A 22,267-nucleotide genomic window follows, 5' to 3' on the forward strand; every position below is an offset into this window, starting at 1 on the left:
AGCGGCCGTTACGCCGGTGCAGCGGAAGCCAGCCGGCCCAGCGGCAGCGTTACGCTGAACCACTCGTCCGATTCCTCCACCCGCACCGGCACGTCGTGCAGCAACGCCAGCCGGGCACGCAGGCCGGCCAGGCCGCTGCCTTCGCCCGCCGCGGGCCCAGGCCGGGGCACGCGGGCGTTGCGAATTTCCAGGCTGGTAGCCGTAACAACAAGCTGCACCCGCAGCGGCCGGGCGCGGCTGCCCAGGTTGTGCTTGAGGGCGTTGGTGAGCAGCTCCTGCCCTACCCCCGGCGGAATCAGTAGCGTTGCCAGCTCGGCGGCCGGCACCCGGATATCTTCCTCGAACACGTAGGCCGCCCCGAATCGGCGCCGGAGCAGAAACTGGTAGTCGCGCAGGAAAGCCAGCTCTTCAGTCAGCGGCACGGCGTCGAGCTGACGGGTGCGCACCAGGTAGCGGTAGAGGCTGGCCAGGTGCGTCACGTAGTCGTGGGCGGCGGTGTTTTCCGGCTCGATGAGGGCGGCCAGGATGTTGAGGTTGTTGAACAAAAAATGCGGGTCGACGTGCTGTTGCAGGGCCCGCAGCCGGGCCTGGGTGGCTTCTTTTTCCAGCTGCTCCAGCTCCAGCCGCAGCCGGGCCGCGTGCTGCTGGTACAGGAACGGCAGGTAAACGCCGCCCACCAGCAAATAGAAGAACAAATCCAGAAACAGCCCCCGGCCCAGCCGGTACCAGTCCCAGGCAAAGGGCCGGCCCGCCGGCAGCCAGCTGAAACCGAAGCTCACGGCCAGGGTCAGTCCCTGCATCAGCAGCGCATACAGCAGTCCGCCGCCCAGCAGCAGCCGCAGATAGTAGCTGGCGCCCTCCACCGCCGGCTGGCGTTGCCGGGCCCGCTGGTCCAGCTTATCGAGCAGATAAACGATGAGCAGCGTTTGCAGAAACAGCCAGAACGGCGCGTCGGGATACAGGTGAAAGTCCTCGGCCCGGCCGGCCATGGTCAGGCGCGTGAACAGGGCCAGCAGCGTGGCCAGCCCCAGCAGGGCAACGTAAAACCAGATGGACTTGCGCATAACCGGCCGAAAAGATACACCCCGCGCCGCTATTTGACCGCCGGGGCCGGCTTCACCTCCTGGCCCTGCTCGTCGAGGAAGCGCAGCACCGGCTGGTTGTTTTTATCGACGCCGATGCTCAGGCGGGTGCGGCCCTGGCTGTCCTTGAAATCGAGCAGCGACTGGTCGGTGTTGGCCACCAGCATCAGCCGGGTTTCGCCGCGCTGGTCCGACATGATCATGGCGGAAGAGCGGCCCGCGGTGGTGCCCACGAACATGCGGGGCAGCAGGCCATATTTGCCTTCCCGGTAAGCCTGCTTCTGTACCTCGCGCGAGGCATTTTTGTACTTGGCATTCGTTACGGCCATCGACTCTTCGGGAGCATCGTTGAACGTGAGGCCGGCCTCGTAGCCGCTGCCCTGCTGCTGGTATTTGAGGGCAATTACCTGGTCCTGCCCAAACCGGTCGAGCGACAACTGACTGCCCGCCGACACCTTGCCGTCCTTGTCCTTCTTGCCACCGAAGATGAGGCCGCCGCATTCCTCGCCCTTTTCATTATAGAAGAGCATGCCGGGGTTGGTGCGGGCGTAGTCGATGTGCTGGCCGTCGATGGTCACGCCCTGCGGAAACCGCTCCTTATTGCTCAGCACCATCTTCACGGTACCGTCGCGCTCCACCAAGTTGATGCGCTCCACGTTAATCTCGCCGAAGCGTACGGGCTTGTCGGGCTTGCCAAATGCGCACAGCAGCGCCACTACCGGCAGCAGGGTGGCGCCCAGGGCGTAGGTCTTCAGGAATTTCACGTCGCGGGCCAGTTTCTGGGTATCCATAGTAAGTGGGGGTTGGGGTTGATGATGTTCCAAAGGTGCGGGCCGGCCACGCCGAAAGCAGGCCTTTTCGCGCGAGTGCCGGAAAAATCGGGCGAGTGCCGGAAATCCGGGCGCGAAGGCGCAGGGCCTTGCGGCCGATTTGGTACCTTCCCCTTTTCCACCCTGCCCCCGCTCCCATGGACCAGCGCATTATTTCCCTCTTCGACGAGTACACCCACGCCCCGCTCAGCCGCCGCGACTTTCTCGACCGCCTGCATAAGCTAACCGGCAGCGCAACCCTGGCGGCGGCAGCGCTGGCCGTATTGGAGCCCGGTTATATTCAGGCCGCTACCGTAGCCGCTCCCGACGGCAAGCTGCGGGAGGAAACCGTGACCTGGCCGGGCGCGGCCGGAGTTACGATGCAGGGCTACCTGGTACATCCCGAGGGCCGGAAGAAGCGCGGGGCCGTAGTCGTCATCCACGAAAACCGGGGCCTCACGCCCCACATCAAGGACGTCACCCGGCGCGTGGCGCAGGCCGGCTACCTGGCCCTGGGCGTCGATGGCCTCTCGGAGTTCGGGGGTACGCCCGCCGATGAGGACGAAGGCCGCACGCTCATCGGCAAGCTCGACAAGGACCAGACACTAACCAACTACCTGGCGGCCCTCACCTACCTGCGCCAGCGCCCCGACTGCAACGGCCGCACCGGCTGCGTGGGCTTCTGCTGGGGCGGCGCGCTGGCCAACCGCCTCGCCGCCCACGACCCGCAGTTGAATGCCGCCGTGGCCTACTACGGCATGCAGCCGCCCGCTCAGGAAGCCGCTACCATCAAAGCCCACCTGCTGCTGCACTACGCCGAGCTCGACGAGCGGGTAAATGCCGGGAAGGATGCCTGGGAAGCGGCTTTGAAAGCGGCCGGCACCAACTATGAGCAGTTCGTGTATGAAGGCGTCAACCACGCATTCAACAACGACACCTCTCCCGCCCGCTATAATGCCGGGGCTGCCAAGCTGGCCTGGAGCCGGACTCTGGCACTGTTTAAAAAGGAGTTGCGCGGGTAGAGGCGGGCAGCCATTTTCCCGCTACGGGCAGCCTCAGCACTCCAATAGCTCCCCAGGCTTCAGCGCATAGCTGTTGCCCTGTTTTCGGGTGCCCCAGCCAAAGGCGTTCGGCCGATCCAGTTAACAGGCAAGCGGTTGTCTGCCCGCCACCTGCCGCTGCCTTTGCCTTTTCCTGGCAAAACACGCCAGCCTATTAAGATTACAGGGCCGCTTTGGCTGGCCTATAGCCTACGATTTACAGAGGCTCAGACAACTGAACGCACTTTTTTTATGCCGCTAAAACAGCTGTTTACAGGGGTATTAGGTGCGTTCATCTAAATTCCGCAGTTTCCGGCTAGGAAAATAGCAAATCTGTTTTATCCGCCATATATTAGCATATTGTCAAAAAGGGATTTGTCTTTTTTCGACTTCATTCAACTTCTCTGCTCTTCTTCTACTAATTTTTCATTTTCATGAAAAAAATTCTATTCTCTGTCTTACCGCTAATGGCTTTCTCGGTCACGCAGGTAACAGCGCAGACCAGAACAGTCTCGGGCAGGGTCACTGACCGGGCCACCAGCCAAGGGCTACCAGGCGTTACGGTGCTGCTGAAAGGCACCACCAATGGGGTTTCTACTAATTCGGATGGCACATTCACGCTGAACGTGCCGGCCAGTGGTGGTACGCTTATTTTCAGCTCCGTCGGTTTTCTGCCGATTGAACAGGCAATCGGCGACCAAAGCCAGTTTAACGTGGGCTTGTCGGTGGATAGCCGCCAGTTGAGTGAGGTGGTCGTTACGGGCTATGGGCAGCAGCAGGAGCGTCGTGAAATCAGCGGAGCCATTGCCACCGTAAAGGCCAGCGAGTTCAAAGATCAGCCCGTAGTTGGCCTTGATCAGGCCCTGCAGGGCCGGGCAGCAGGCGTACAGGTGTTTCAAAGTTCCGGTACTCCGGGTGGTGGCATTTCAGTTCGGATCCGGGGAGCCGCCTCCATCGGAGCCAGCAACGAACCCTTGTACGTAGTCGATGGCCTGCCGATCAACACGGGCAACACTACCCAACTTGGCGCGGGCAACCAGCTGACCAACGGACTCAACGACCTTAACCCCAATGACATCGAAAGCATTGAGGTGCTGAAAGACGCTGCGGCTTCGGCAATTTATGGCTCAAGAGCGTCCAACGGGGTAGTAATCATTACCACCAAGCGGGGCAAAGCGGGCAAAGCGCGGGTTGACCTCGAGTACTATACCGGCTCCCAGTCCATCTGGAAGCGGCCTGATATCCTGAACGGGGAGCAGCAGACCCTGCTCTTCATCGACCAGGCCGTGAACCGCTACCCGGCCAATGCCAACGGAAATTATCCGTACTCCAGCACGCTTACCTTCCGCACCAAAGAAGATCTGGCGGCCTACCTATATGGCCCCGGCGATGCGCAGGTTTCCAACGGACTGGCTTCTTACGTGGATGCGGGGCCTATTCGTCCGTTAAGCCAGTTCCAGAACCCGAGCACCTCTACTTCCACCAACTGGATTGATGAGGTAGTGCGCACGGCACCCATCAGCAACTACGGCCTTACTTTTTCGGGCGGCTCGGCTCAGAGCACATACCGCATCAACGCCAACTACTTCGATCAGCAGGGCACCATCACTGGCTCCGGCTTCAAGCGTGCCAGCGTCCGCACGGCGCTTACCAACAACCTGTCGGAAAAGATCCGCATGGGGTTGACGCTGGGCCTGACCAGCAGCATCAACAACCGCATCAACAACGATAACAGTATCTACGGGGTGCTCACAACGGCTCGGTTGTATGCCACCGACCTGCCCGTTTACAATGCCAACGGCACGTACTATAAAGTAGGCTCGTTGGAAAATCCGGTTGCCGCGGCGAAAGAGCCTTTCATCAAAAGCGTCAACAACCGGGTTATCGGCACGCAGTTCACGGAGTTTGAGCTCATTAAAAACCTGAAGTATCGGGCCACATTCGGCCTCGACTACACGTATGGCCGGGATGACCGTTTCTACTCAACCCTGACCAACGCCGGGGCCAATACCCGCGGCGAGGCTACCGTAGCAACGTTGCAGGACATCAACTACAACCACATCAGTTCGCTGAACTACAACAAGATATTTGCGGCCGACCACTCGGTAAATGCCTTGTTTGTGGTTGAATACCAGCGCGATAATTATCAGGACACCTTTTCCCAGGCAACGGGCTTCCCAAGTAACTCCATCCGGCAGCTGTCGGCCGGAGCCACTAAAACATCGGCTACCAGCTCGGCTACGGGTAACGCCCTGTTTGGCGTGCTGGGTAAGTTAGATTACGGCTATAAGAACCGTTATCTGCTTACGCTTTCCGTGCGCCGCGACCGGTCGTCGCGCTTCGGAGCCGATAACCAGGTGGGTTACTTCCCCGCCGTTTCGGGAGCTTGGCGCCTTATCGAGGAAGGCTTCCTCAAGGACCAGACGGTGCTGAGCGAATTGAAACTACGGGGTAGCTACGGCGAAACCGGCAACCAGCCCACTGCCAACTTCGGCTCGCGTGGTCTGATTGGGGTAGGCTTCAACTACCTCGATCAGGGCGGTTTGGCCCCGACGCAGCTGGCAAACCCGCTGTTGCGCTGGGAGCGCACCAAGCAGACCAACGCGGGAATAGACTTGGGCTTTCTGGATAACCGCTTCTACGTCTCGGCCGATATCTATCAGCGCAAGACCGACGACCTGCTGCTTCAACAGCAACTGGTTTCCGATACGGGCTACCGCAGCTACAGCGCCAACGTAGGCAATATCGAGAACAAAGGCCTGGAGCTGGCCCTCACTACCCTGAACGTTCGTAACGAAGGAACCGGCTTCAACTGGGATACCAACTTCAATATCAGCTTCAACCGTAACAAAGTAACCAAGCTCTCGGAAGACAACCCGATTGGCCAGGCCCAGGGGTTTGCCAGCCGCCTGATAGTGGGCCAGCCCCTCGGCGCTTTCTACGGCTACAAAGTGGATCACATCATCCAGAGTCAAGCGGAGCTTGACGCCCTCAATGGAGGCTCGCCAACCGGCGTCTACCAGGCTCTGGGTACCCGCGCCGGTGATATTAAGTTCGTTGATCTGGACGGGGATGGCCGGGTTACCGGTGCTGACCAGGCTATCATCGGCAACGCTCAGCCTAAGTTCTACGGAGGCATCAACAACACTTTCCGTTACATGGGCGTCGACCTGACGATTTTCCTGCAGTACAATGTTGGCAACGACATTTACAACAACTCGCGCTCCAGCACCGAGGGCATGAGCACCACGTATGGTCAGGATGCGTCAGTACTCGACCGCTGGACTCCGACCAACACCAACACGAAGATTCCGCGGGCAGTAGCTGGCGACCCGAACAGCAACACCCGTACTTCGGATCGGTTCCTGGAAGATGGCTCGTATGCGCGCCTCAAAAACGTAGTAATCGGCTACACCCTCCCAACGGCCGTCGCCACCCGGCTGCACCTGCGGACGGTGCGGATTTATGCGCAGTCGCAGAACCTCGTGACGTTCACGAATTACTCGGGCCTCGACCCGGAAGTAAGCACGTTCAGCAACTCCAATACGTCCATCGGCACCGACTTCTTTACTTACCCGCAGGCCCGCACCATCACGGGGGGTATCACCCTTGGTTTGTAATCTGGCCCCCTCACTTCCTGACTTCTTTACCCCATGTATATACCATCGTTTCGCAAATTTGCCACCCGCTCAGCCCTGTTGCTGAGTCTGGGCTTGGGTACCGTCGCCTGCGACAAGGCCCTCGAGGTTGAGCCGCAGAACAGCATCAGCTCCGATGCCGGTTACTCAACCAAAGAAGACGCGGCCGCGGCATTGAATGGCGTGTACGACGCCCTCCAGCTCACAGACTACTACGGCGTAGCATTCCCAACCATCTCTGACCTTATTTCGGCTGATGAGCGCCACGTGGGCACGTACACGACTACGCTGGGCCAGATAGCGCAGAATCAGACGCTGCCAGAAAATATTCAGGTTCAAAACACCTGGGATGCCATCTACATCGCTATTAACCGCGCGAATTATTTACTGCAGGAAAGCGAGAAAATAACCGATCCTGCTTTCCCTAAACTCGTTACGCAGGCTCAGGTACGGGCCATCCGGGCCTTGTGCTACATGGACCTGCTAGGAATGTGGGGAGGAACGGATCAGGGCTATGGCTACAGCGACGGTCTGGGCGTTCCGTTGCGCCTTACGCCCACTGTTGCCATTGGCCCCAGCACCGAGCCCGTCCCTCGCTCCTCGGAAGCCGACGTAGCGGCTGCTATCCGCGCCGATCTTGACTTTGCTATTGCAAACCTGGCGGTTGGTACCGGCTCCCGGGTAGGTAAGAACGCGGCTCTGGCGCTACGGGCCCGGTTTGAGTTACGGATGCGCAATTATGCCGATGCCCTCAAATTCGCGAATCAGGTACCCGTCCTGGCGAGCTTTGCTGCTTCGGCTCCGAGTGGTGCAACAACCGATGCGCTTTGGCAGCTGACCTACAGCGCCACCGATACCAACCTGTACGCCTTCTGGTGGTTCACGAGCGGCGGCCGAAATGAACTCGACCCGGGCGCAAACCTCGCTGCCGCTCACCCAACCGGCGATAAGCGCTTGCCCATCAACGTAGCGGCTGGCGGGACAACACTCAAGTATACCCGCACGACTACCCGTGACGACCCGTTCAATTTAGTCCGTTACGCGGAGGTAGTGCTGACTATTGCGGAGGGCGCGGCCCGGACTGGTGATTTGACCACGGCAGCCAAACAGCTGGATATTGTTCGGACCCGTGCTGGCCTCGCACCTACCACGGCTGTTACGGCTGACGCACTCATCAAGGATATTCTGCTGCAGCGGCGGCTGGAACTAGCTTACGAAGGAAGGTACTGGTACGACCTGCGCCGCACTAATTCGGTACAGACAGCGCTTCCTACATACAAGGAAACCTATCGTAACCTGTTCCCCATTCCGATCCGTGAGGTTCGCTTAGGAAATCTTGTTCAGAATCCTAAGTTTTAAACACCCATAAGCGAAAAGGCCTTGCAATCATCTGATTGCAAGGCCTTTTCGCTTATGGGTGTTCCTGGTTTAACAGCCCCGTGCGTAACACCTTAAGTCCCGGATGCAGCTCACAATGAGGATCCAGCTCCCACGACGCAGCTGGGTGAGTATCGTAAGCTACGGCCCAACCTGCTGGCCCGACAAGCCACGCCATAACACGTCGGAACGTGTCCGCCAACGTGCTTTGGTCTTTACCCATGAGCGCAGCTTGGCCCTGGCTGTAAGCTCTTCTGTGCTTTTGAGCCAGCCGCGCCTCAGAAAGAACAAGTGAGCTGATTGCAATCAGGCAAAGTGAAAATTAGTGATATGTCAAATTAATAGCTATTTTGGCTGCTTCTAACATAGTAAAACCGCCAAATGATGACATCATTTGGTATTGCTTGCCTCCTCACCAATTCCCTTTTTATGAAGAAAATATTACTAGCCACACTTCCTCTGATAGCCTTCTCGGTTACTCAGGTGGCTGCACAGACCAGAGCTGTTTCGGGCCGGGTGACCGACCGTAGTACCGGGGATGGCTTACCGGGAGTTACAGTCTTGCTGAAAGGCACCAGCAACGGGGTTTCCACTAATGCTGATGGCACTTTTACACTTAACGTTCCAGCCACGGGTGGTTCACTGGTGTTCAGCTCAATCGGCTATAATACGGTAGAACGTGTTATTGGCACCGATAACCAAGTCAATATTGGCTTGGCTGCCGACTCCCGGCAGTTAAGTGAGGTAGTAGTAACTGGCTATGGTACGCAGGAACGCCGGGATGTAACCGGCTCTATTGCCTCGGTAAAGGGCGAAACGATTGCTCAGTTGGCAACCCCCAGCTTCGACCAGCAATTGGCTGGGCGTGCGGCGGGTGTGCAGGTAACTACCCCTTCAGGTATTCTGGGGCAGGCGCCTCGTATCCGGATTCGTGGTACCAACTCTATTTCTTCGGCGGGCGACCCACTCATTGTTGTTGATGGTGTGCCCGTTGTTACCGGCAACCAGAGCGGTGTAACACCTAACAACCCGCTGGGCGACATCAATCCCAACGATATTGAGTCGTACGAGATTCTTAAGGATGGCTCGGCCACCGCTATTTACGGTTCGCGGGCCGGCAATGGCGTCATCCTGATTACGACCAAAAAGGGCAAACTGGGTAAAGCGAAAGTCACCTACGACACGTGGCTGGGTGTGGCCGAAACGCTCAAGCGTTACGACGTGCTGAATGCTGACCAGTTCATTGAAATTTCGAACGAGAAGTACCGGAACTCGGTCCCCGAATCAGACTATACGCCCATCGCAAAAGCGGGCGACAATAATGTCAATACCGATTGGCAGGACCTTATTTTCCAGTCTGGCTTTCAGCAGAATCACGCGGTATCCGTATCCGGAGCCACTGATAAAACTCGCTACTTCTTCTCCGGCGGCTACACCAACCAGGAGGGTGTGATTAAATCCAACTCGCTGAAGCGGGCTACTTTCCGCGCCAACGTGGATCAGGAAGTGGTTAAATGGCTGCGGGTAGGTGCCAACTTAGGCCTGACCCGCACCCAGAACTTTGGTCTTAATACAAGTCGTAACGGCTTGTCGGGTAACGTTACGAACGCTCTCTCGCTGTTTCCTAACGTTCCGGCCCGTAACCCAGACGGCACTCCTTACATAAGCGCGACCAACCCGGCGGTAGTAGGCGAAGGCAACAATGCCTCGACCATTGACTTCAACTACACCAACATTCTTTTCCCGCTGGAAAACAACAAGTACGAGGCTACCAACTACCGGATTCTGGGCAACGTGTTTGCCGAAATTGAGCCCGTAGCCGGCCTGCGCCTTCGTACTCAGTACGGCACCGACTTCTTCCTCAACGAGGACTTCCAGTACCTGGACCCCCGGCACGGGGATGGTCGTGGTTCCAGTGGTTTGGTTTATCAGCAATACCTGCCAACCTTCCGCTGGAACTGGCAGAACACCGTGTCTTACAACAAGACACTGGCCGATATTCATAAGATTGCCTTCGTGGGTGGCGTAGAATACCAACAGACGACGACCCAGTCTTTCTATGCTCAAGCAACTGGTTTGTCTGATCGGTACTTTGGCCCTAATAACATTATCACCGGCACTTTTGCTACTCCCAACGTGGGCGGCAGTTATGCCCAGGAGGGGTTCGATTCATACTTCGGCCGGATCAACTATTCGTTGAAAGACCGGTACCTGATCAGCTTGTCGGCACGTAATGACGCCCTTTCGCGCCTGCCAGAAGCCAACCGGCGCGGCTGGTTCCCTGGTGGCTCTATCGGCTGGCGTGTATCGGAAGAATCTTTCCTGCGCGAGTCTTCCATCCGTGAGGTACTGTCTGAGCTGAAACTACGGGCCAGCTACGCGGCAGTGGGCAACACGGCCATTGGCAGCAGCTTCTTCCCGTATGCCAGCCTTTTCGGCGCTGGCAAATACGGTACGCAGAACGGTATTGCTTATAACCGCAATGGCCAGTTTGGCAACCAGAACCTGAAGTGGGAATCATCCAAGAAGTTCGACGTTGGAGCTGACCTCGGCTTCCTTGAAAACCGCTTTACGCTGGGAGTCGACTACTACCGGAATGATATTGATGACCTGGTTTTGTTTGTGCGGGTACCTGTTTCGCTAGGTATTCCCGGCAACGGCTACAATGCCAACATTGGCAAAATGCGCAACGAGGGCTTCGAGTTTAACTTCACCTCGCAAAACATCAACCGCCCCGATTTCACCTGGTCGACTAACTTGAACTTCTCGACCAACAAGAACCGGGTACTGGAGCTCAACCAGGGGGAGGATATCCTCAACACCTATAACATCACCCGTGTAGGAGAGTCAATCGGCTCTATCTATGGTTACGATTTTGTAGGCGTAAACCCCTCCTTCGGCTATCCGATCTACCGTAAAGGCGATGGTTCGCTGGTGCAGGCCAACGTAGACAACAACACCTACTACCCCTACGACCCGAACAACACCGGTGCGGTGCTGGGCCCTGCCTCCGGTGCAACCCCCGCCGGTCAGGTGGCCCGTACCACGCCGCTGCAGGCCGATGCCGACCGCAAAATTTTGGGCAACTCCAACCCGACCTGGTTTGGTGGCATCGACAACAACTTTACGTTTAAGGGCTTCGACCTGAATATTTTTGCCCGCTTCTCGGGAGGAAACAAAATCATGAACGTGTCGCGCCAGCAGCTGGTGCGCATGGATTTTGTAAACAACGGCACCGAAATTCTGGACCGCTGGACGCCATCCAACACCAACACGGATGTTCCAAAGCTCAAGTTCCGGAACTCCGACTTCATTAACCTGAATAACGCCTCTGTTTCCCGCTTTGTAGAGAAGGGTGATTTCTTCCGCCTGCAGAACGTAACACTCGGCTACACCCTGCCTTCTACCATAGGTGGAGGCTTACTGAGCCGGGTAAGAGTGTTTGCTCAGGCACAGAATATCTTTACCATCACGAAATACAAAGGGCTTGACCCAGAAGTGAACTCGAACGGCGAAACCAACCAGCAGTTTGGCGTTGACTTCAACAGCAACCCGCAGCAGCGGGTATTCACGGGTGGTCTAAACGTTGCTTTTTAATTTTTTCTCAGCATGAATACTCGTTTTATATTTACTCCTCGGCCGGCTCGTCGACTAGCTCTGCTGGCTCTGCTGTCGATGGGAATTGCGTCCTGTGATGTGACGGACGTTTCGCCTCAGGACGCCCTGCCGGAAAGCTCCGCCTTTGAAGATGCGGCCAAGGCCAACCTGTCGGTAGCCGGCATGTACGACGCCGCGCAGTCGGGCTTCTACGACCCACTCAACGGAACGGCTATTGCCGTGCGCGGCTATCCTTTTGGGGCGGCTGCCAACGAGCTGGGCGACGTGCGGGGCGAAGACGTTGCGGACTTGGCCGGCTTCTTCGGCATTGTGTACCAGAATAACATTACCGCCAGCAGCCCCAACATCGTTAACATCTGGTCCACCCTATACTCGCTCATCAACCAGGCCAACGTGGTGATTGAGGGCGTGCAGGGAGCAGGAAAGCGGGGCGCACTCACGGCGGCTGATGCGGCTGCTTTCGAAGGCGAAGCACGCTTCCTGCGTGCCCTGGCTTACCATGAGCTGTTGCAGCACTTTGCCCGGCCTTTCGCCGACGGTGCCGGCAGCAAGCCCGGGGTACCGTACCGTGACTTTGCCATTAATACCATTGAAACCGTTGATAAAGCGCGGGGCCAAGGGCGCAATACGGTAGCGGAGGTATACGCTAAAATGCTCGAGGATCTGAAGTTTTCGGAAGACAACCTCCCGGCATCCCGTACTGGTTCGGCAACCGTAACCCGCGCTACCAAAGCAGCCGCTATTGCCCTTAAGCAGCGCATCTACCTGCACATGGGCAACTGGGCCGCGGTAGTGACAGAGGGTAACAAGCTTATTTCTGCTGCTGCTCCCTTCACCAGCCCGATTGGTGGTCGCGCACTTGCCCCCTCTCCCGGAGCTGCCTTCCCCGGCGGAACCGCTGTTACGTCCGAGAATGTTTTCTCGATCGAAAACAGCTCCGACGACAACCCGGGTGTGAATGGTGCCCTGCCTTCTATCTACGGCTCGCCCAACACAACTGGCAACGCGCTTCCCGGAGTACAAGGGCGGGGTCTGATTGCCATCAGCCCGACCCTGTTTAATGCATCCTTCTGGACCTGCTCGGATCTACGGCGGACCCAGCTGCTGCAAAATACGACAGCGCGTTACTTCAGCTTTAAGTACAAGGACGCTCCGAACAACTCGGACTTCGCGCCTATCATCCGCTACGCCGAAGTATTGCTCAATCAGGCAGAAGCTGAATCGCGTCTGGGCAATTCGACCCGCGCCTTAGCCCTGCTGAATGCGGTGCGCAACCGGTCTGTTGTAAATGTGGCAGATCAGTTCTCGACTGCTAATGGCAACGTACCAGCCGGCAACGCGCTTACCCGTGCAATTCTTAACGAACGCCGGATTGAGTTTGTGGGCGAAGGATTCCGTTGGGATGATATTCACCGTTTGGCGCTGGACCCTGACTTTGGCACAAAAGGCATTCCGAGCAAGCTCACGGCTACTCAGGCAGTATTGGCCAACTACAAGTGCCCTACCCCCGGTAACCCGGCACCGGCTATTAATGGAGGATACGCGGCCATTGCGTACGATGACTTCCGCTTCCTGTGGCCTATCCCTTCCATTGAAGTAGCCAACAACCCAACTCTCCGGGCGCAGCAAAATCCTGGTTACTAGCCTAGTGGCAGCCGTGCTAATGAGCGCAGGCACGGCACTGGCTATTAGCCAGGCAACATAAAAAGAGAAGGCCCTGATCAGATTGGTCAGGGCCTTCTCTTTTTATGTAACCAACGGTTCTACGAGCGACTTTGAGGAGCTATGGAACCTACACACAAATCTGGTATATCCAATTGTCAGTCACCCAAGCCTCAAAGCAGTTATAACTAATCCTACCATCATTCCGATGCTTTATCCACTTTCGGAAATTTGCTTGCGACACCTGCTATTTCGGTTCTTTATAAGTACTCAATCATACTTTTGAGTGCAAGTCGTCAATCCGCAACACCACCTCCGGCCCCAGGTCCGGCCCATTTAGCCACGCCATTATTTGCTCCGCTACCTCAACAGGTTTACGCAGCTGGCCCTGCTGGTAGAATTCAGCAAATTTATCGGCTTCGCTGAAGTTGAGGGCGTCGGCCGAGCGGATATGCTCCTGCATGGGTGTGTCGAGGATGCCGGGCGAGAGGCTGCGGATGCGGACGCTGCTACCGCGTAGCTCCTGCTCTTTCTGGGCCGTGCGCGAAAGGGCATCGAGGGCGGCTTTGGAGGCCGAGTAGGCCCCCCAGCCATCGACAGCGCGCTGGGCGGCCCCGCTGCTGATGTTGAGGATGGTGCGCGGTATTTCGCGGCCCTGATAGGCGCTCAGGAAGGTGTTCATGAGCATGGCCGGGGCCAGCAGGTTTACGTCGAACACGAACTCGAAGTGCTCGTTGGGCTGCTCGCCCAGGTAGCCGATTTCGCCCAGCACGGCCGCGTTGTTGATGAGCGTGAGGCTGGTGGCATCGGGGAAGCGGGCGAATACCTTGTGCAGGTTGTGCTGCACGGCGGCCAGGTCTGAGAGGTCGAGGGGTTGGTGCTGGTAGCGCGCGTGCTGGATGGTGGCGTGGCGGCAAATGCCGATAACGGTGGTATCGGGTCGGGCCAGGGCGGCCTCGGCCAGTGCCCGGCCCAGGCCCCGGCTGGCCCCGGTAATGAGGTAGTAGTTCATTTTAGGTGATGAAGTGATGGAGTAATGAGGTGAAATGGTGAGTGCCGTTCAATGTCAGCCCAGCCACCGCAATACTTACGCGGGTGTTTGGGCTGACGTTGAACGGCACTCACCATTTCACCTCATCACCTCATCACTCCATCACCTCATTACAGAATGTACTGGCTCAGGTCGCGGTTACGGACCATGTCGGTGAGGCGCTCCTCGACCAGGGCGCGGTCGATGAGGATGCGGGCGTTGGCGCCGATTTTGTCGGGCACGTCGAAGAGGATGTCGTTGAGCAGGCGGCTCATGACGGTGTGCAGGCGACGGGCGCCGATGTTCTCCACTTCGCTGTTCACCTCGAAGGCGATTTCGGCCAGGCGCTCCAGGGCTTCGTCCTCGAAAGTCAGCTCCACGTTTTCGGCTTGGAGCAGGGCCTCGTACTGCTTGGTGAGGGCGTTCTTGGGGTCTTTGAGAATCTGGTAGAAGTCGTCCTTGGTCAGGCTTTGCAGCTCGACGCGGATGGGGAAGCGACCCTGCAACTCCGGGATGAGGTCGGAGGGCTTGGCGACGTGGAAGGCGCCGGCGGCGATGAACAGGATGTGGTCGGTGTGGACGATGCCGTACTTGGTGCTCACGGCTGAGCCCTCCACGATGGGCAGCAGGTCGCGCTGCACGCCTTCGCGGCTCACATCGGGGCCGCCGCCGCCCTTGCTGCTCTTGCTGGCTACCTTGTCGATTTCGTCGATGAAGATGATGCCCGAGTTTTCGGCGTGACGCACGGCCTCGTCCTTCACCTCGTCCATGTCGATGAGCTTGGCGGCTTCCTCATCGAGCAGGATTTTGCGGGCCTCGGCCACGGTTACCTTGCGCTTGCGGGTTTTCTTGGGCATCATCGAGCCCAGCATATCCTGGATGCCGGCCATGCTGGCCTCGTCCATGCCGCCGGGGGCGCCCATTACGCTGATGCCGCCACCGCCCTGCTGCACCTGAATCTCGATTTTGCGCTCGTCCATTTCCCCGTTGCGGATTTTCTCGCGGAACCGCTCCCGGGTGCGCTCGTTGAGCTCGTGGTCGGAGTCGGGCACCTCGCCGGGGCTGGTGGTGGGGAAGCCCAGGGCCGGCTTGGGGGCCGCGCCAGACGCTGCCGTGACGGGCGGAATCAGGATATCGAGGATGAGCTCCTCCACGATTTCGGCGGCTTTCACTTTCACTTCCTCCTTGCGGCGGGTTTTCACCATGTTCACCGACTGCTCCACCAGGTCGCGCACCATGCTTTCCACGTCGCGGCCCACGTAGCCCACTTCGGTGAACTTGGAGGCTTCCACCTTCACGAAGGGCGAGTCGGAAATACTGGCCAGACGACGGGCAATTTCGGTTTTGCCCACGCCGGTCGAGCCAATCATGAGGATGTTGTTGGGCACGATTTCGTCGCGCATTTCGGGGGCGGCGCGCAGGCGGCGCCAGCGGTTGCGCAGGGCAATGGCCACGTGGCGCTTGGCCTCGTGCTGGCCGATAATGTACTTATCGAGTTCGACCACGATTTGGGCCGGAGTCAGAAAATCTGCGGATTCAAGCATGTAGGGGTAATGTGATTTAATGTAATGGTGTAAAGCCACCTGTCATCCGTCATCTGGCATCCGCGAAGCGAAGGATCTTATCACGTAAGCACAGTTTACGCGGACGTAAGAAGGTCCTTCGCTTCGCGGACGCCAGATGACAGGCTAAACAACAGCCAACGGCTACTGCTGTTTCTTGAACAGCGAGTCGAGGTTGCGAGCGACGGTGAAGTAGTTGGCGCCGCCCGAGGCGTGGTAGCCGGCATGGGTGTAGTCGAGCTGGAACTGGCTCAGGCGCAGCATCACGCCGAACGAGAAACCGGCCCCGCCGGCCGCATTATCAAGGCGCAGCTCGCGGCGCTGGAGGTGGTTGTAGCCGACGCGCACGTTGAGGTTCTTGCTCAGCAGCAGCTCGCCACCTACCACGAAATGCCGGGCCAGCTTGTCGCCCAGGGTCTTCCTGGGTTTTACCTCCTCGCCATTCTCGTCAATCTGACCGCGCTGGCTGGGGTCGAGGTACACAATATCGAGCTGCTGGAGGTGGTGGGCGGCCAGCGAGAAGCGCAGCGGCAGGTGCTCGGGCTTGATGGACGCGCCCAGTTCCACATCGAAGGGCATGGGCTCCCGGTCGGCGCCGTCGTAGGCCTTGAGCTGCACGCCGGCGTTGCGCACCACCAGGCCCACCGTGAAATCCTGGGTGGGGTGCTTGAACAGGCCGCCCACGTCGACCAGGGCGGCGTAGGAGTGGTTACCGGCAATGCCCGAGCCGGCCAGCCTGAGCGTGCCACCCAGCGTGAACACGCCCGAGGTGTAGGAGTCGGAGAGGCTCAACGCGTACTCGTTCACCGAAAACCGGCCCAGCGAGTTGCCGGCCGGGTCGAACTGCTCGAAGTCGCCGTAGTTGAGGTAAGTCAGCCCCACGCCTATGCGGCCAGCCTTGGCCGTGTTAAACACGTACACCGCCGTGCTCTGCCTGATGTCGGCCAGATAATCCACGAATCCCAGCGCCAGCCGGCCGTCCATATCGGCGTTAAGCAAAGCCGGGTTGGCGTAGAGCATGGTGCCGTCGGCATCGCGCGACGACGTATTGACGCCGCCCAGCCCGGCCAGCTTGGCGCTGGTGGGCAGGTTCAGGAACGAGAAGGCCCGCTGCCCCCCAATCTGGGCCTGGGCTGCGCCCAACGTCAGGCCCGAAACGGCGAAAAGAGCGGCGGTGCAGCGTAGGAGTTGGTTCATCAACGACAAGATAAAGCAGTTCCCGGACAGGACGTTGCGAGAGGGGAAATTATTGTGCTGACGTTTACCCCACCCCCGGCCCCTCCCCGGTGGGGAGGGGTGCCAGACGCGAGAACTGTTCTACTAGAACGCACCCCCTCCCCACCGGGGAGGGGGCCGGGGGGTGGGGTACCCTACTGCACTTCCACGCTCGGCCCTAGCGGCGCGGGCGCTTCGTCGCGGACGACCAGCTTCATGGGGTGAGCCACTTTCTCATCCAGCAGGGCCACGCGTAGCACGTCGTCTACGCGGTCGGCATAGTGGATGGTGAGGCCCTGGAGGTAGTGGGGGGCTATTTCGTCGATGTCTTTGCGGTTTTTGGGGCAGAGGATGATGTCCTTGATGCCGGCGCGGCGGGCGGTCAGGATTTTCTCCTTGATGCCGCCAACGGGCAGCACCTTGCCGCGCAGGGTTATTTCGCCCGTCATGGCCAGGTGGCTCCGGATTTTGCGCTGAGTGAACACCGAGGCGATGCTGGTGAAGATGGCAATGCCGGCGCTGGGGCCGTCCTTGGGCACGGCGCCCTCCGGAAAGTGGATGTGCAGGTCGTACTGGTCGAAGAGGCGGTAGTCGATGCCCAGCTCGTCGGCGCGGCTGCGCAGGTAACTCAGCGCCGTTACGGCCGACTCTTTCATCACGTCGCCGAGCTGGCCCGAGAGCGTGAGCTTGCCCCGGCCGCGGCTCAGCAGGCTTTCAATGAACAGAATGTCGCCGCCCACGCTGGTCCAGGCCAGGCCGGTTACCACGCCGGCGGTTTCGTTGTCCTGGTACTGGTCGCGGTCGAAAATAGGCGCGCCCAGAATGCGCTGTACGTCGGCCGGTTGCAGGGTGGCGGGGTAGGTTTCATCCATGGCCTTGCTTTTGGCCACGTTGCGCACCAGCCCGCCGAGCTTGCGCTCCAGGCTCCGCACGCCGCTTTCGCGGGTGTAGTCGTCAATCACGCGCTGCATGGCCGCGGTGCTCACCGTGGTATCCTTGGGACCCAGGCCGTGCTCTTCGAGCAGCTTGGGCCAGAGGTGCTTTTTGGCAATCTGGGTTTTCTCTTCGAGCGTGTAGCCCGTCAAATCGATGATTTCCATCCGGTCGCGCAGGGCGGGCTGGATGGTGTCGAGCGAGTTGGCGGTGGCGATGAACAGCACCCGGCTCAGGTCGTACTCCACCTCCAGGTAGTTGTCGGTGAAGGTCGAGTTCTGCTCGGGGTCGAGCACTTCGAGCAGGGCCGAGCTGGGGTCGCCCCGGAAGTCGGAGGCCAGCTTGTCAATCTCATCGAGCACGATGACGGGGTTGGATGCCCCGGCTTTTTTAATCTGAGCGATGATGCGGCCGGGCATGGCCCCCACGTAGGTTTTGCGGTGGCCCCGGATTTCGGCCTCGTCGCGCACGCCACCTAAGCTCAGGCGGGCATACTTGCGCCCCAGGGCTTTGGCAATGGAGCGGCCGAGGCTGGTTTTGCCCACGCCGGGAGGGCCGTAGAGGCACAGAATCGGCGCTTTCAGGTCATTTTTCAGCTTGAGCACCGCGAGGTACTCGATGATGCGCGCCTTCACCTTTTCCATGCCGTAGTGGTCCTGGTCGAGGATGCGCTGGGTGCGCTTGAGGTTGAAGTTGTCCTTGGTGTACTCGCCCCAGGGCAAATCGAGCAGGTACTCGACGTAGTTGACGCTGATGGGGTACTCGGCGGCCTGGGGGTTGAGGCGGCCGAGCTTGTCGAGCTCCTTCTCGAAGTGCCTGGCCACGGCCTCGGGCCACTTTTTGCCCTTGGCCCGCTGCCTGAGCTTGTCGGCGTCCTGCTCGGGGCCGTCGAAGCCCAGCTCGTCCTGGAGCACCTTTATCTGCTGGCGCAGGAAGTAGTCGCGCTGCTGCTGGTCGATGTCGGTGTGGACCTTGGTGTGGATTTCGCGCTTGATTTCCAGGTGCTGAATTTCCTTGAGCATCAGCTCCAGCAGCTTGGTGCCGCGCTCCACGCCGTCGTTGGTTTCGAGCAGCTGCTGCTTCACGCTCACCTCCACGTTGAGGTTGGACGAGAGAAAGTGCGTCAGGAAGGCCGGCGACTCGATATTATCCAGCGCCACCTGGGCTTCCTGCGGAATTTCGGGATTGAGCTTGAGCATGCGCGAGGCCGCCTCCTTGAGCGACGACACCAGCGCCTTGAGGCTCTTGGAGCTTTTGCCCGGAAACGCCTCCGGCGCGTAGCTCACGCGGGCTGTGTGGTAGGGCGTGCTCTGCACTTCCTCTTCGATGCGGAAGCGCGACTGGCCCTGAATAATGATGGTCGTGTTGCCGTCGGGTAGCACCAGCATTTTGAGGATGCGGGCCAGCGTGCCCACCTGGTACATATCGGCCAGGGTCGGGTCGTCGGACTCGCCGTTTTTCTGGGCCACCACGCCAATCAGCTTGTTGCCCTTGTAGGCCTTGCGCACCAGCCGGATGCTTTTTTTGCGCGTTACCGTAACCGGCAGCACCACGCCCGGAAACAGCACCGTGTTGCGTACCGGCAGCAGTGCCAGCACCGCCGGCTGCTCGCCGGGCGCCATCGGCTGGTCGGGGTCGGCGGCCACAATGGACACCATTTCGGTGGAATCGTCGGTCATCAACAGCAGCGAGGAAAGCGAGGCGTTCGGGGGGGTATAGGAACTCATGCGGGTAGTAAGTCGGGCAAAAAAGGAAGTCCGGGTGCCACAATGACAGGGCATTGCCCGGACCAGGGCTCCTTTGCGGCGGAGCCGGGCCGAAGGTAGGGCTTCGACAAGCGCCGTGCCACGGCCGCCTTTTGCCACATCGGCAGAAGGGCGGGCGGTGCATGAGCGAGTGAGTTGGTGAGTGAGTGGATAGGGAAGCAGATTGGATGGCGGTCATGCTGAGCGAAGCGGAGCGTAGTCGAAGCATCTCTACCGCAATGCTAATCCTGACGTCAGATAGTTACCACTGCCCGCGAGATGCTTCAACTACGCTCCGCTTCGCTCAGCATGACCGTTCTTTTAATCCCGGGCCTGACACCCCACCAACCACATCAAAATTTTCCTATTTTTGACGCCGGCCCGCTGACCATTGCCGGGGCACGCGTTTATTATGTTCCGATTCGCCTTTTTATTTCTAGTCGGCGGGCTACTGCTGGCCCTTGGCCGGCCGGTGCCAGCAGCCGCGCAGCAGAAGCCGCCCACCTACGCCCAGCGGCCCCTGTCGGCCAAAGTTATCCGCCAGTTGCGGGCCCGGCCCGACGCTACGCCGGTGTTTCCGAACGTGAACCGGCTGGCGTACTTCCGCGACAAAAAGGCCCTGCGCGCCATTCAGCAGGCCGAAAAGCGCAAGAACTGGCCGGCGGCCCGCAACCTGCTCGAAACCTACGTGGGCCAGTTCGGCATCGAGAATTTCTACCGCGACACCCCGCTGCTGTGGCGGCTGGGCCAGCTCTGGGACAAGGCTGGCGACGAGCAGCGGGCCCGCGCCTACTTCCGCCTCGCCCTCAAGCACCGCCGCCAGAGCCTGACCAAGGTGCAGCAGTACTACGACTCGCTCGAACAGAAGGAAACGGAGTTGTACGTGCCCCTCCAAAAGTACTACGAGCTGGTGGAGTACCGCAAGAGCATCGCCACCTTCCGCCCCCCGAAAGGCGTGTACACCAGCATGGGCGAGGCCATCAACTCCGATAAGGAGGATTACGGCCCCACGCTCAACGCCGACGCCAACCTGCTCTATTTCACGTCGAAGCGCAAAACCCGCGGCCGCTTGCAGGAGGTTTCCGACGAGGATATTTACCAGTCGCGCTTCGAGAACGGGCTCTGGACCGAAGCCGAGGCCCTGCCCAAGCCCATCAACTCATCGTACAACGAAGGCTCGGCCTGCATTACCAAAGACGGCAAAACGCTCTACTTCGCCCGCTGCGAGTGCCCCACCTGCCAGGGCAACTGCGACCTGTACGAATCGACCCTGCGGGACGGCAAATGGACCATGCCCAAAAGCCTGGGGCCCAACGTAAACTCGCCGGCCTGGGACTCGCAACCCACCTTGTCGCCGGGCGAAGACACGCTGTACTTCGCCTCCGACCGGCTCGGCGGCTTCGGGCTCTCGGACATCTGGTTCACGGTGAAAAACAAGGCCGGGCAGTGGCTGCCGGCCCAGAACATGGGGCCCGTGGTAAACACCCGCGAGAGTGAGGTGAGCCCGTTTTACCACCCGCTTTACCACGTGCTGTACTTCAGCTCGCGAGGGCAGCTGCTGAACTTTGGCGACTTCGACATCTATAAAACCTACCGCACCCGGGGCCGCTGGCAGGAGCCCATCAACATCGGGCCGCTGGTGAACGGCAAGGGCTCGGAGTACTATTTCACCATCGACGCCGACTCGAAAAACCTGTACTATGCCCGCTCGGAGCAGGCCAACATGAAAAACCTGGACCTCTACTCCTTCCCGCTGCCGATGGAGGCCCAGCCCACCGCCACCACCCACGTCGAAGGCTCGCTCATCGACTCGGTCAGCCGCAAGCCCCTCAATGGCCTGGTCAGCATCATCGACACCGACAACGGCATCGAGGTGGCCAGCAAGTACCTGCGCGACGACGGCACCTTCGATTTCGACCTTATGGAAGGCTCGCACTACGTGATGCTGATTCAGAGCCCCGACTTTTTCAGCGTCGAGAAAAGCTTTGCGCTGAAGAACGATACGGTGTTTCAGCTGATGACCAACGCCATCGACTACCAGCTGCCGATGGTGTTCCAGAACATCGAGTTCGACCAGGACAAGGCCACCATCCGGGCGGCCATGCATCCCACCCTCGACCGGATTACCACTTTCCTCGTCGACCACCCCACGTTCCGGCTCAACATTGCGGGCCATACCGACAGCCGCGGCGACATTGATTTCAACCTGAAACTGTCGCAGGACCGGGCCGAGGCCATCCGCCGCTACATCGAGCAGAAGGGCAAGCTGCCGCCCAACCGCGTGGAAAGCATGGGCTACGGCAGCGAAAAGCCCCTTAAAGAGGAGAGAACCCGCGAAGATGCCCGCACCAACCGCCGCGTAGAGTTCCGCATCATCAAGCCCGCCGGCGACGAGCAGTTCAAGGCTGACCCCGCACCTACCGGCCAGCCCGCGCCCAAGCCCGCCGGCGGGGATGATGGGTGGTAGCGGTGAGGCGGGATGATTGACCGAATTAATTGGCTGTCATCCTGAGCGGAGCGAAGGACCTTATCACGTTGGAACGAATCGTTGTTGCG

General features: G+C 59.3%; 12 protein-coding genes. 6 read left to right on the forward strand and 6 right to left on the reverse strand.

What is annotated here, in order from left to right:
- Positions 1-8 precede the first annotated feature (8 nt).
- Positions 9-1,064 (reverse strand): sensor histidine kinase, encoded by a 1,056-nt coding sequence (locus tag BMY67_RS12560; protein ID WP_092772085.1) that lies wholly within the window; start codon positions 1,062-1,064, stop codon positions 9-11.
- 29 nt (positions 1,065-1,093) lie between these two features.
- Entirely contained in the window at positions 1,094-1,873 is a 780-nt protein-coding gene (locus tag BMY67_RS12565) for a hypothetical protein (RefSeq protein ID WP_092772087.1), read from the reverse strand.
- Positions 1,874-2,049: 176 nt separating this feature from the next.
- Between BMY67_RS12565 and BMY67_RS12570 the strand changes: the two genes are divergently transcribed.
- From BMY67_RS12570 to BMY67_RS12590, 5 genes are all read left to right on the forward strand, one after another.
- Positions 2,050-2,913, forward strand: coding sequence for a dienelactone hydrolase family protein (locus BMY67_RS12570; protein ID WP_092772089.1), 864 nt, complete (start codon positions 2,050-2,052; stop codon positions 2,911-2,913).
- Between the two features lie 485 nt (positions 2,914-3,398).
- Complete coding sequence (locus tag BMY67_RS12575; protein WP_177189812.1) at positions 3,399-6,551, forward strand: SusC/RagA family TonB-linked outer membrane protein; 3,153 nt, start codon at positions 3,399-3,401, stop codon at positions 6,549-6,551.
- 33 nt (positions 6,552-6,584) lie between these two features.
- Positions 6,585-7,928 carry a RagB/SusD family nutrient uptake outer membrane protein gene (locus tag BMY67_RS12580; RefSeq protein WP_092772093.1) on the forward strand — a complete coding sequence of 448 codons (1,344 nt, stop codon included), beginning with the start codon at positions 6,585-6,587 and terminating at the stop codon, positions 7,926-7,928.
- Between the two features lie 447 nt (positions 7,929-8,375).
- Positions 8,376-11,543: a SusC/RagA family TonB-linked outer membrane protein gene (locus tag BMY67_RS12585; protein WP_092772095.1), complete on the forward strand. Its 3,168-nt coding sequence runs from the start codon at positions 8,376-8,378 to the stop codon at positions 11,541-11,543.
- A 12-nt stretch (positions 11,544-11,555) separates the two neighbouring features.
- Positions 11,556-13,208, forward strand: a complete 1,653-nt coding sequence (locus tag BMY67_RS12590) for a RagB/SusD family nutrient uptake outer membrane protein (protein WP_092772097.1) — start codon at positions 11,556-11,558, stop codon at positions 13,206-13,208.
- A 292-nt stretch (positions 13,209-13,500) separates the two neighbouring features.
- Here BMY67_RS12590 and BMY67_RS12595 read toward each other — a convergent pair whose 3' ends face one another.
- The 4 genes from BMY67_RS12595 to lon all read right to left on the reverse strand — a co-directional run bounded on the left by BMY67_RS12595 (position 13,501) and on the right by lon (position 19,645).
- The gene (locus BMY67_RS12595) at positions 13,501-14,238 is read right to left on the reverse strand and encodes an SDR family NAD(P)-dependent oxidoreductase (protein WP_092772099.1); all 738 of its coding nucleotides are present in this window, start codon (positions 14,236-14,238) and stop codon (positions 13,501-13,503) included.
- Between the two features lie 149 nt (positions 14,239-14,387).
- Complete coding sequence (gene hslU, locus BMY67_RS12600) at positions 14,388-15,800, reverse strand: ATP-dependent protease ATPase subunit HslU (protein ID WP_092772101.1); 1,413 nt, start codon at positions 15,798-15,800, stop codon at positions 14,388-14,390.
- A gap of 162 nt (positions 15,801-15,962) precedes the next feature.
- Positions 15,963-17,015, reverse strand: coding sequence for a type IX secretion system protein PorQ (gene porQ / locus BMY67_RS12605; protein ID WP_092772103.1), 1,053 nt, complete (start codon positions 17,013-17,015; stop codon positions 15,963-15,965).
- A gap of 173 nt (positions 17,016-17,188) precedes the next feature.
- Positions 17,189-19,645 carry an endopeptidase La gene (gene lon, locus BMY67_RS12610; protein WP_092772895.1) on the reverse strand — a complete coding sequence of 819 codons (2,457 nt, stop codon included), beginning with the start codon at positions 19,643-19,645 and terminating at the stop codon, positions 17,189-17,191.
- A 478-nt stretch (positions 19,646-20,123) separates the two neighbouring features.
- Here lon and BMY67_RS12615 point away from each other — a divergent pair, with 478 nt between their 5' ends.
- Complete coding sequence (locus tag BMY67_RS12615) at positions 20,124-22,178, forward strand: OmpA family protein (protein WP_245745039.1); 2,055 nt, start codon at positions 20,124-20,126, stop codon at positions 22,176-22,178.
- Positions 22,179-22,267 lie beyond the last annotated feature (89 nt).

Origin of the sequence: Hymenobacter actinosclerus (genome assembly GCF_900111515.1) — a bacterium.
GTDB classification, from domain to species: Bacteria; Bacteroidota; Bacteroidia; order Cytophagales; family Hymenobacteraceae; genus Hymenobacter; species Hymenobacter actinosclerus.

Excerpts from the sequence above, each read along its gene's own strand:
- hslU (WP_092772101.1), bottom strand. The coding sequence starts at position 15,800 with ATGCTTGAATCCGCAGATTTTCTGACTCCGGCCCAAATCGTGGTCGAA.
- BMY67_RS12565 (WP_092772087.1), bottom strand. The coding sequence starts at position 1,873 with ATGGATACCCAGAAACTGGCCCGCGACGTGAAATTCCTGAAGACCTAC.
- porQ (WP_092772103.1), bottom strand. The coding sequence starts at position 17,015 with ATGAACCAACTCCTACGCTGCACCGCCGCTCTTTTCGCCGTTTCGGGC.
- BMY67_RS12595 (WP_092772099.1), bottom strand. The coding sequence starts at position 14,238 with ATGAACTACTACCTCATTACCGGGGCCAGCCGGGGCCTGGGCCGGGCA.
- BMY67_RS12560 (WP_092772085.1), bottom strand. The coding sequence starts at position 1,064 with ATGCGCAAGTCCATCTGGTTTTACGTTGCCCTGCTGGGGCTGGCCACG.
- lon (WP_092772895.1), bottom strand. The coding sequence starts at position 19,645 with ATGACCGACGATTCCACCGAAATGGTGTCCATTGTGGCCGCCGACCCC.
- BMY67_RS12580 (WP_092772093.1), top strand. The coding sequence starts at position 6,585 with ATGTATATACCATCGTTTCGCAAATTTGCCACCCGCTCAGCCCTGTTG.
- BMY67_RS12570 (WP_092772089.1), top strand. The coding sequence starts at position 2,050 with ATGGACCAGCGCATTATTTCCCTCTTCGACGAGTACACCCACGCCCCG.
- BMY67_RS12590 (WP_092772097.1), top strand. The coding sequence starts at position 11,556 with ATGAATACTCGTTTTATATTTACTCCTCGGCCGGCTCGTCGACTAGCT.
- BMY67_RS12585 (WP_092772095.1), top strand. The coding sequence starts at position 8,376 with ATGAAGAAAATATTACTAGCCACACTTCCTCTGATAGCCTTCTCGGTT.
- BMY67_RS12575 (WP_177189812.1), top strand. The coding sequence starts at position 3,399 with ATGGCTTTCTCGGTCACGCAGGTAACAGCGCAGACCAGAACAGTCTCG.
- BMY67_RS12615 (WP_245745039.1), top strand. The coding sequence starts at position 20,124 with ATGTTCCGATTCGCCTTTTTATTTCTAGTCGGCGGGCTACTGCTGGCC.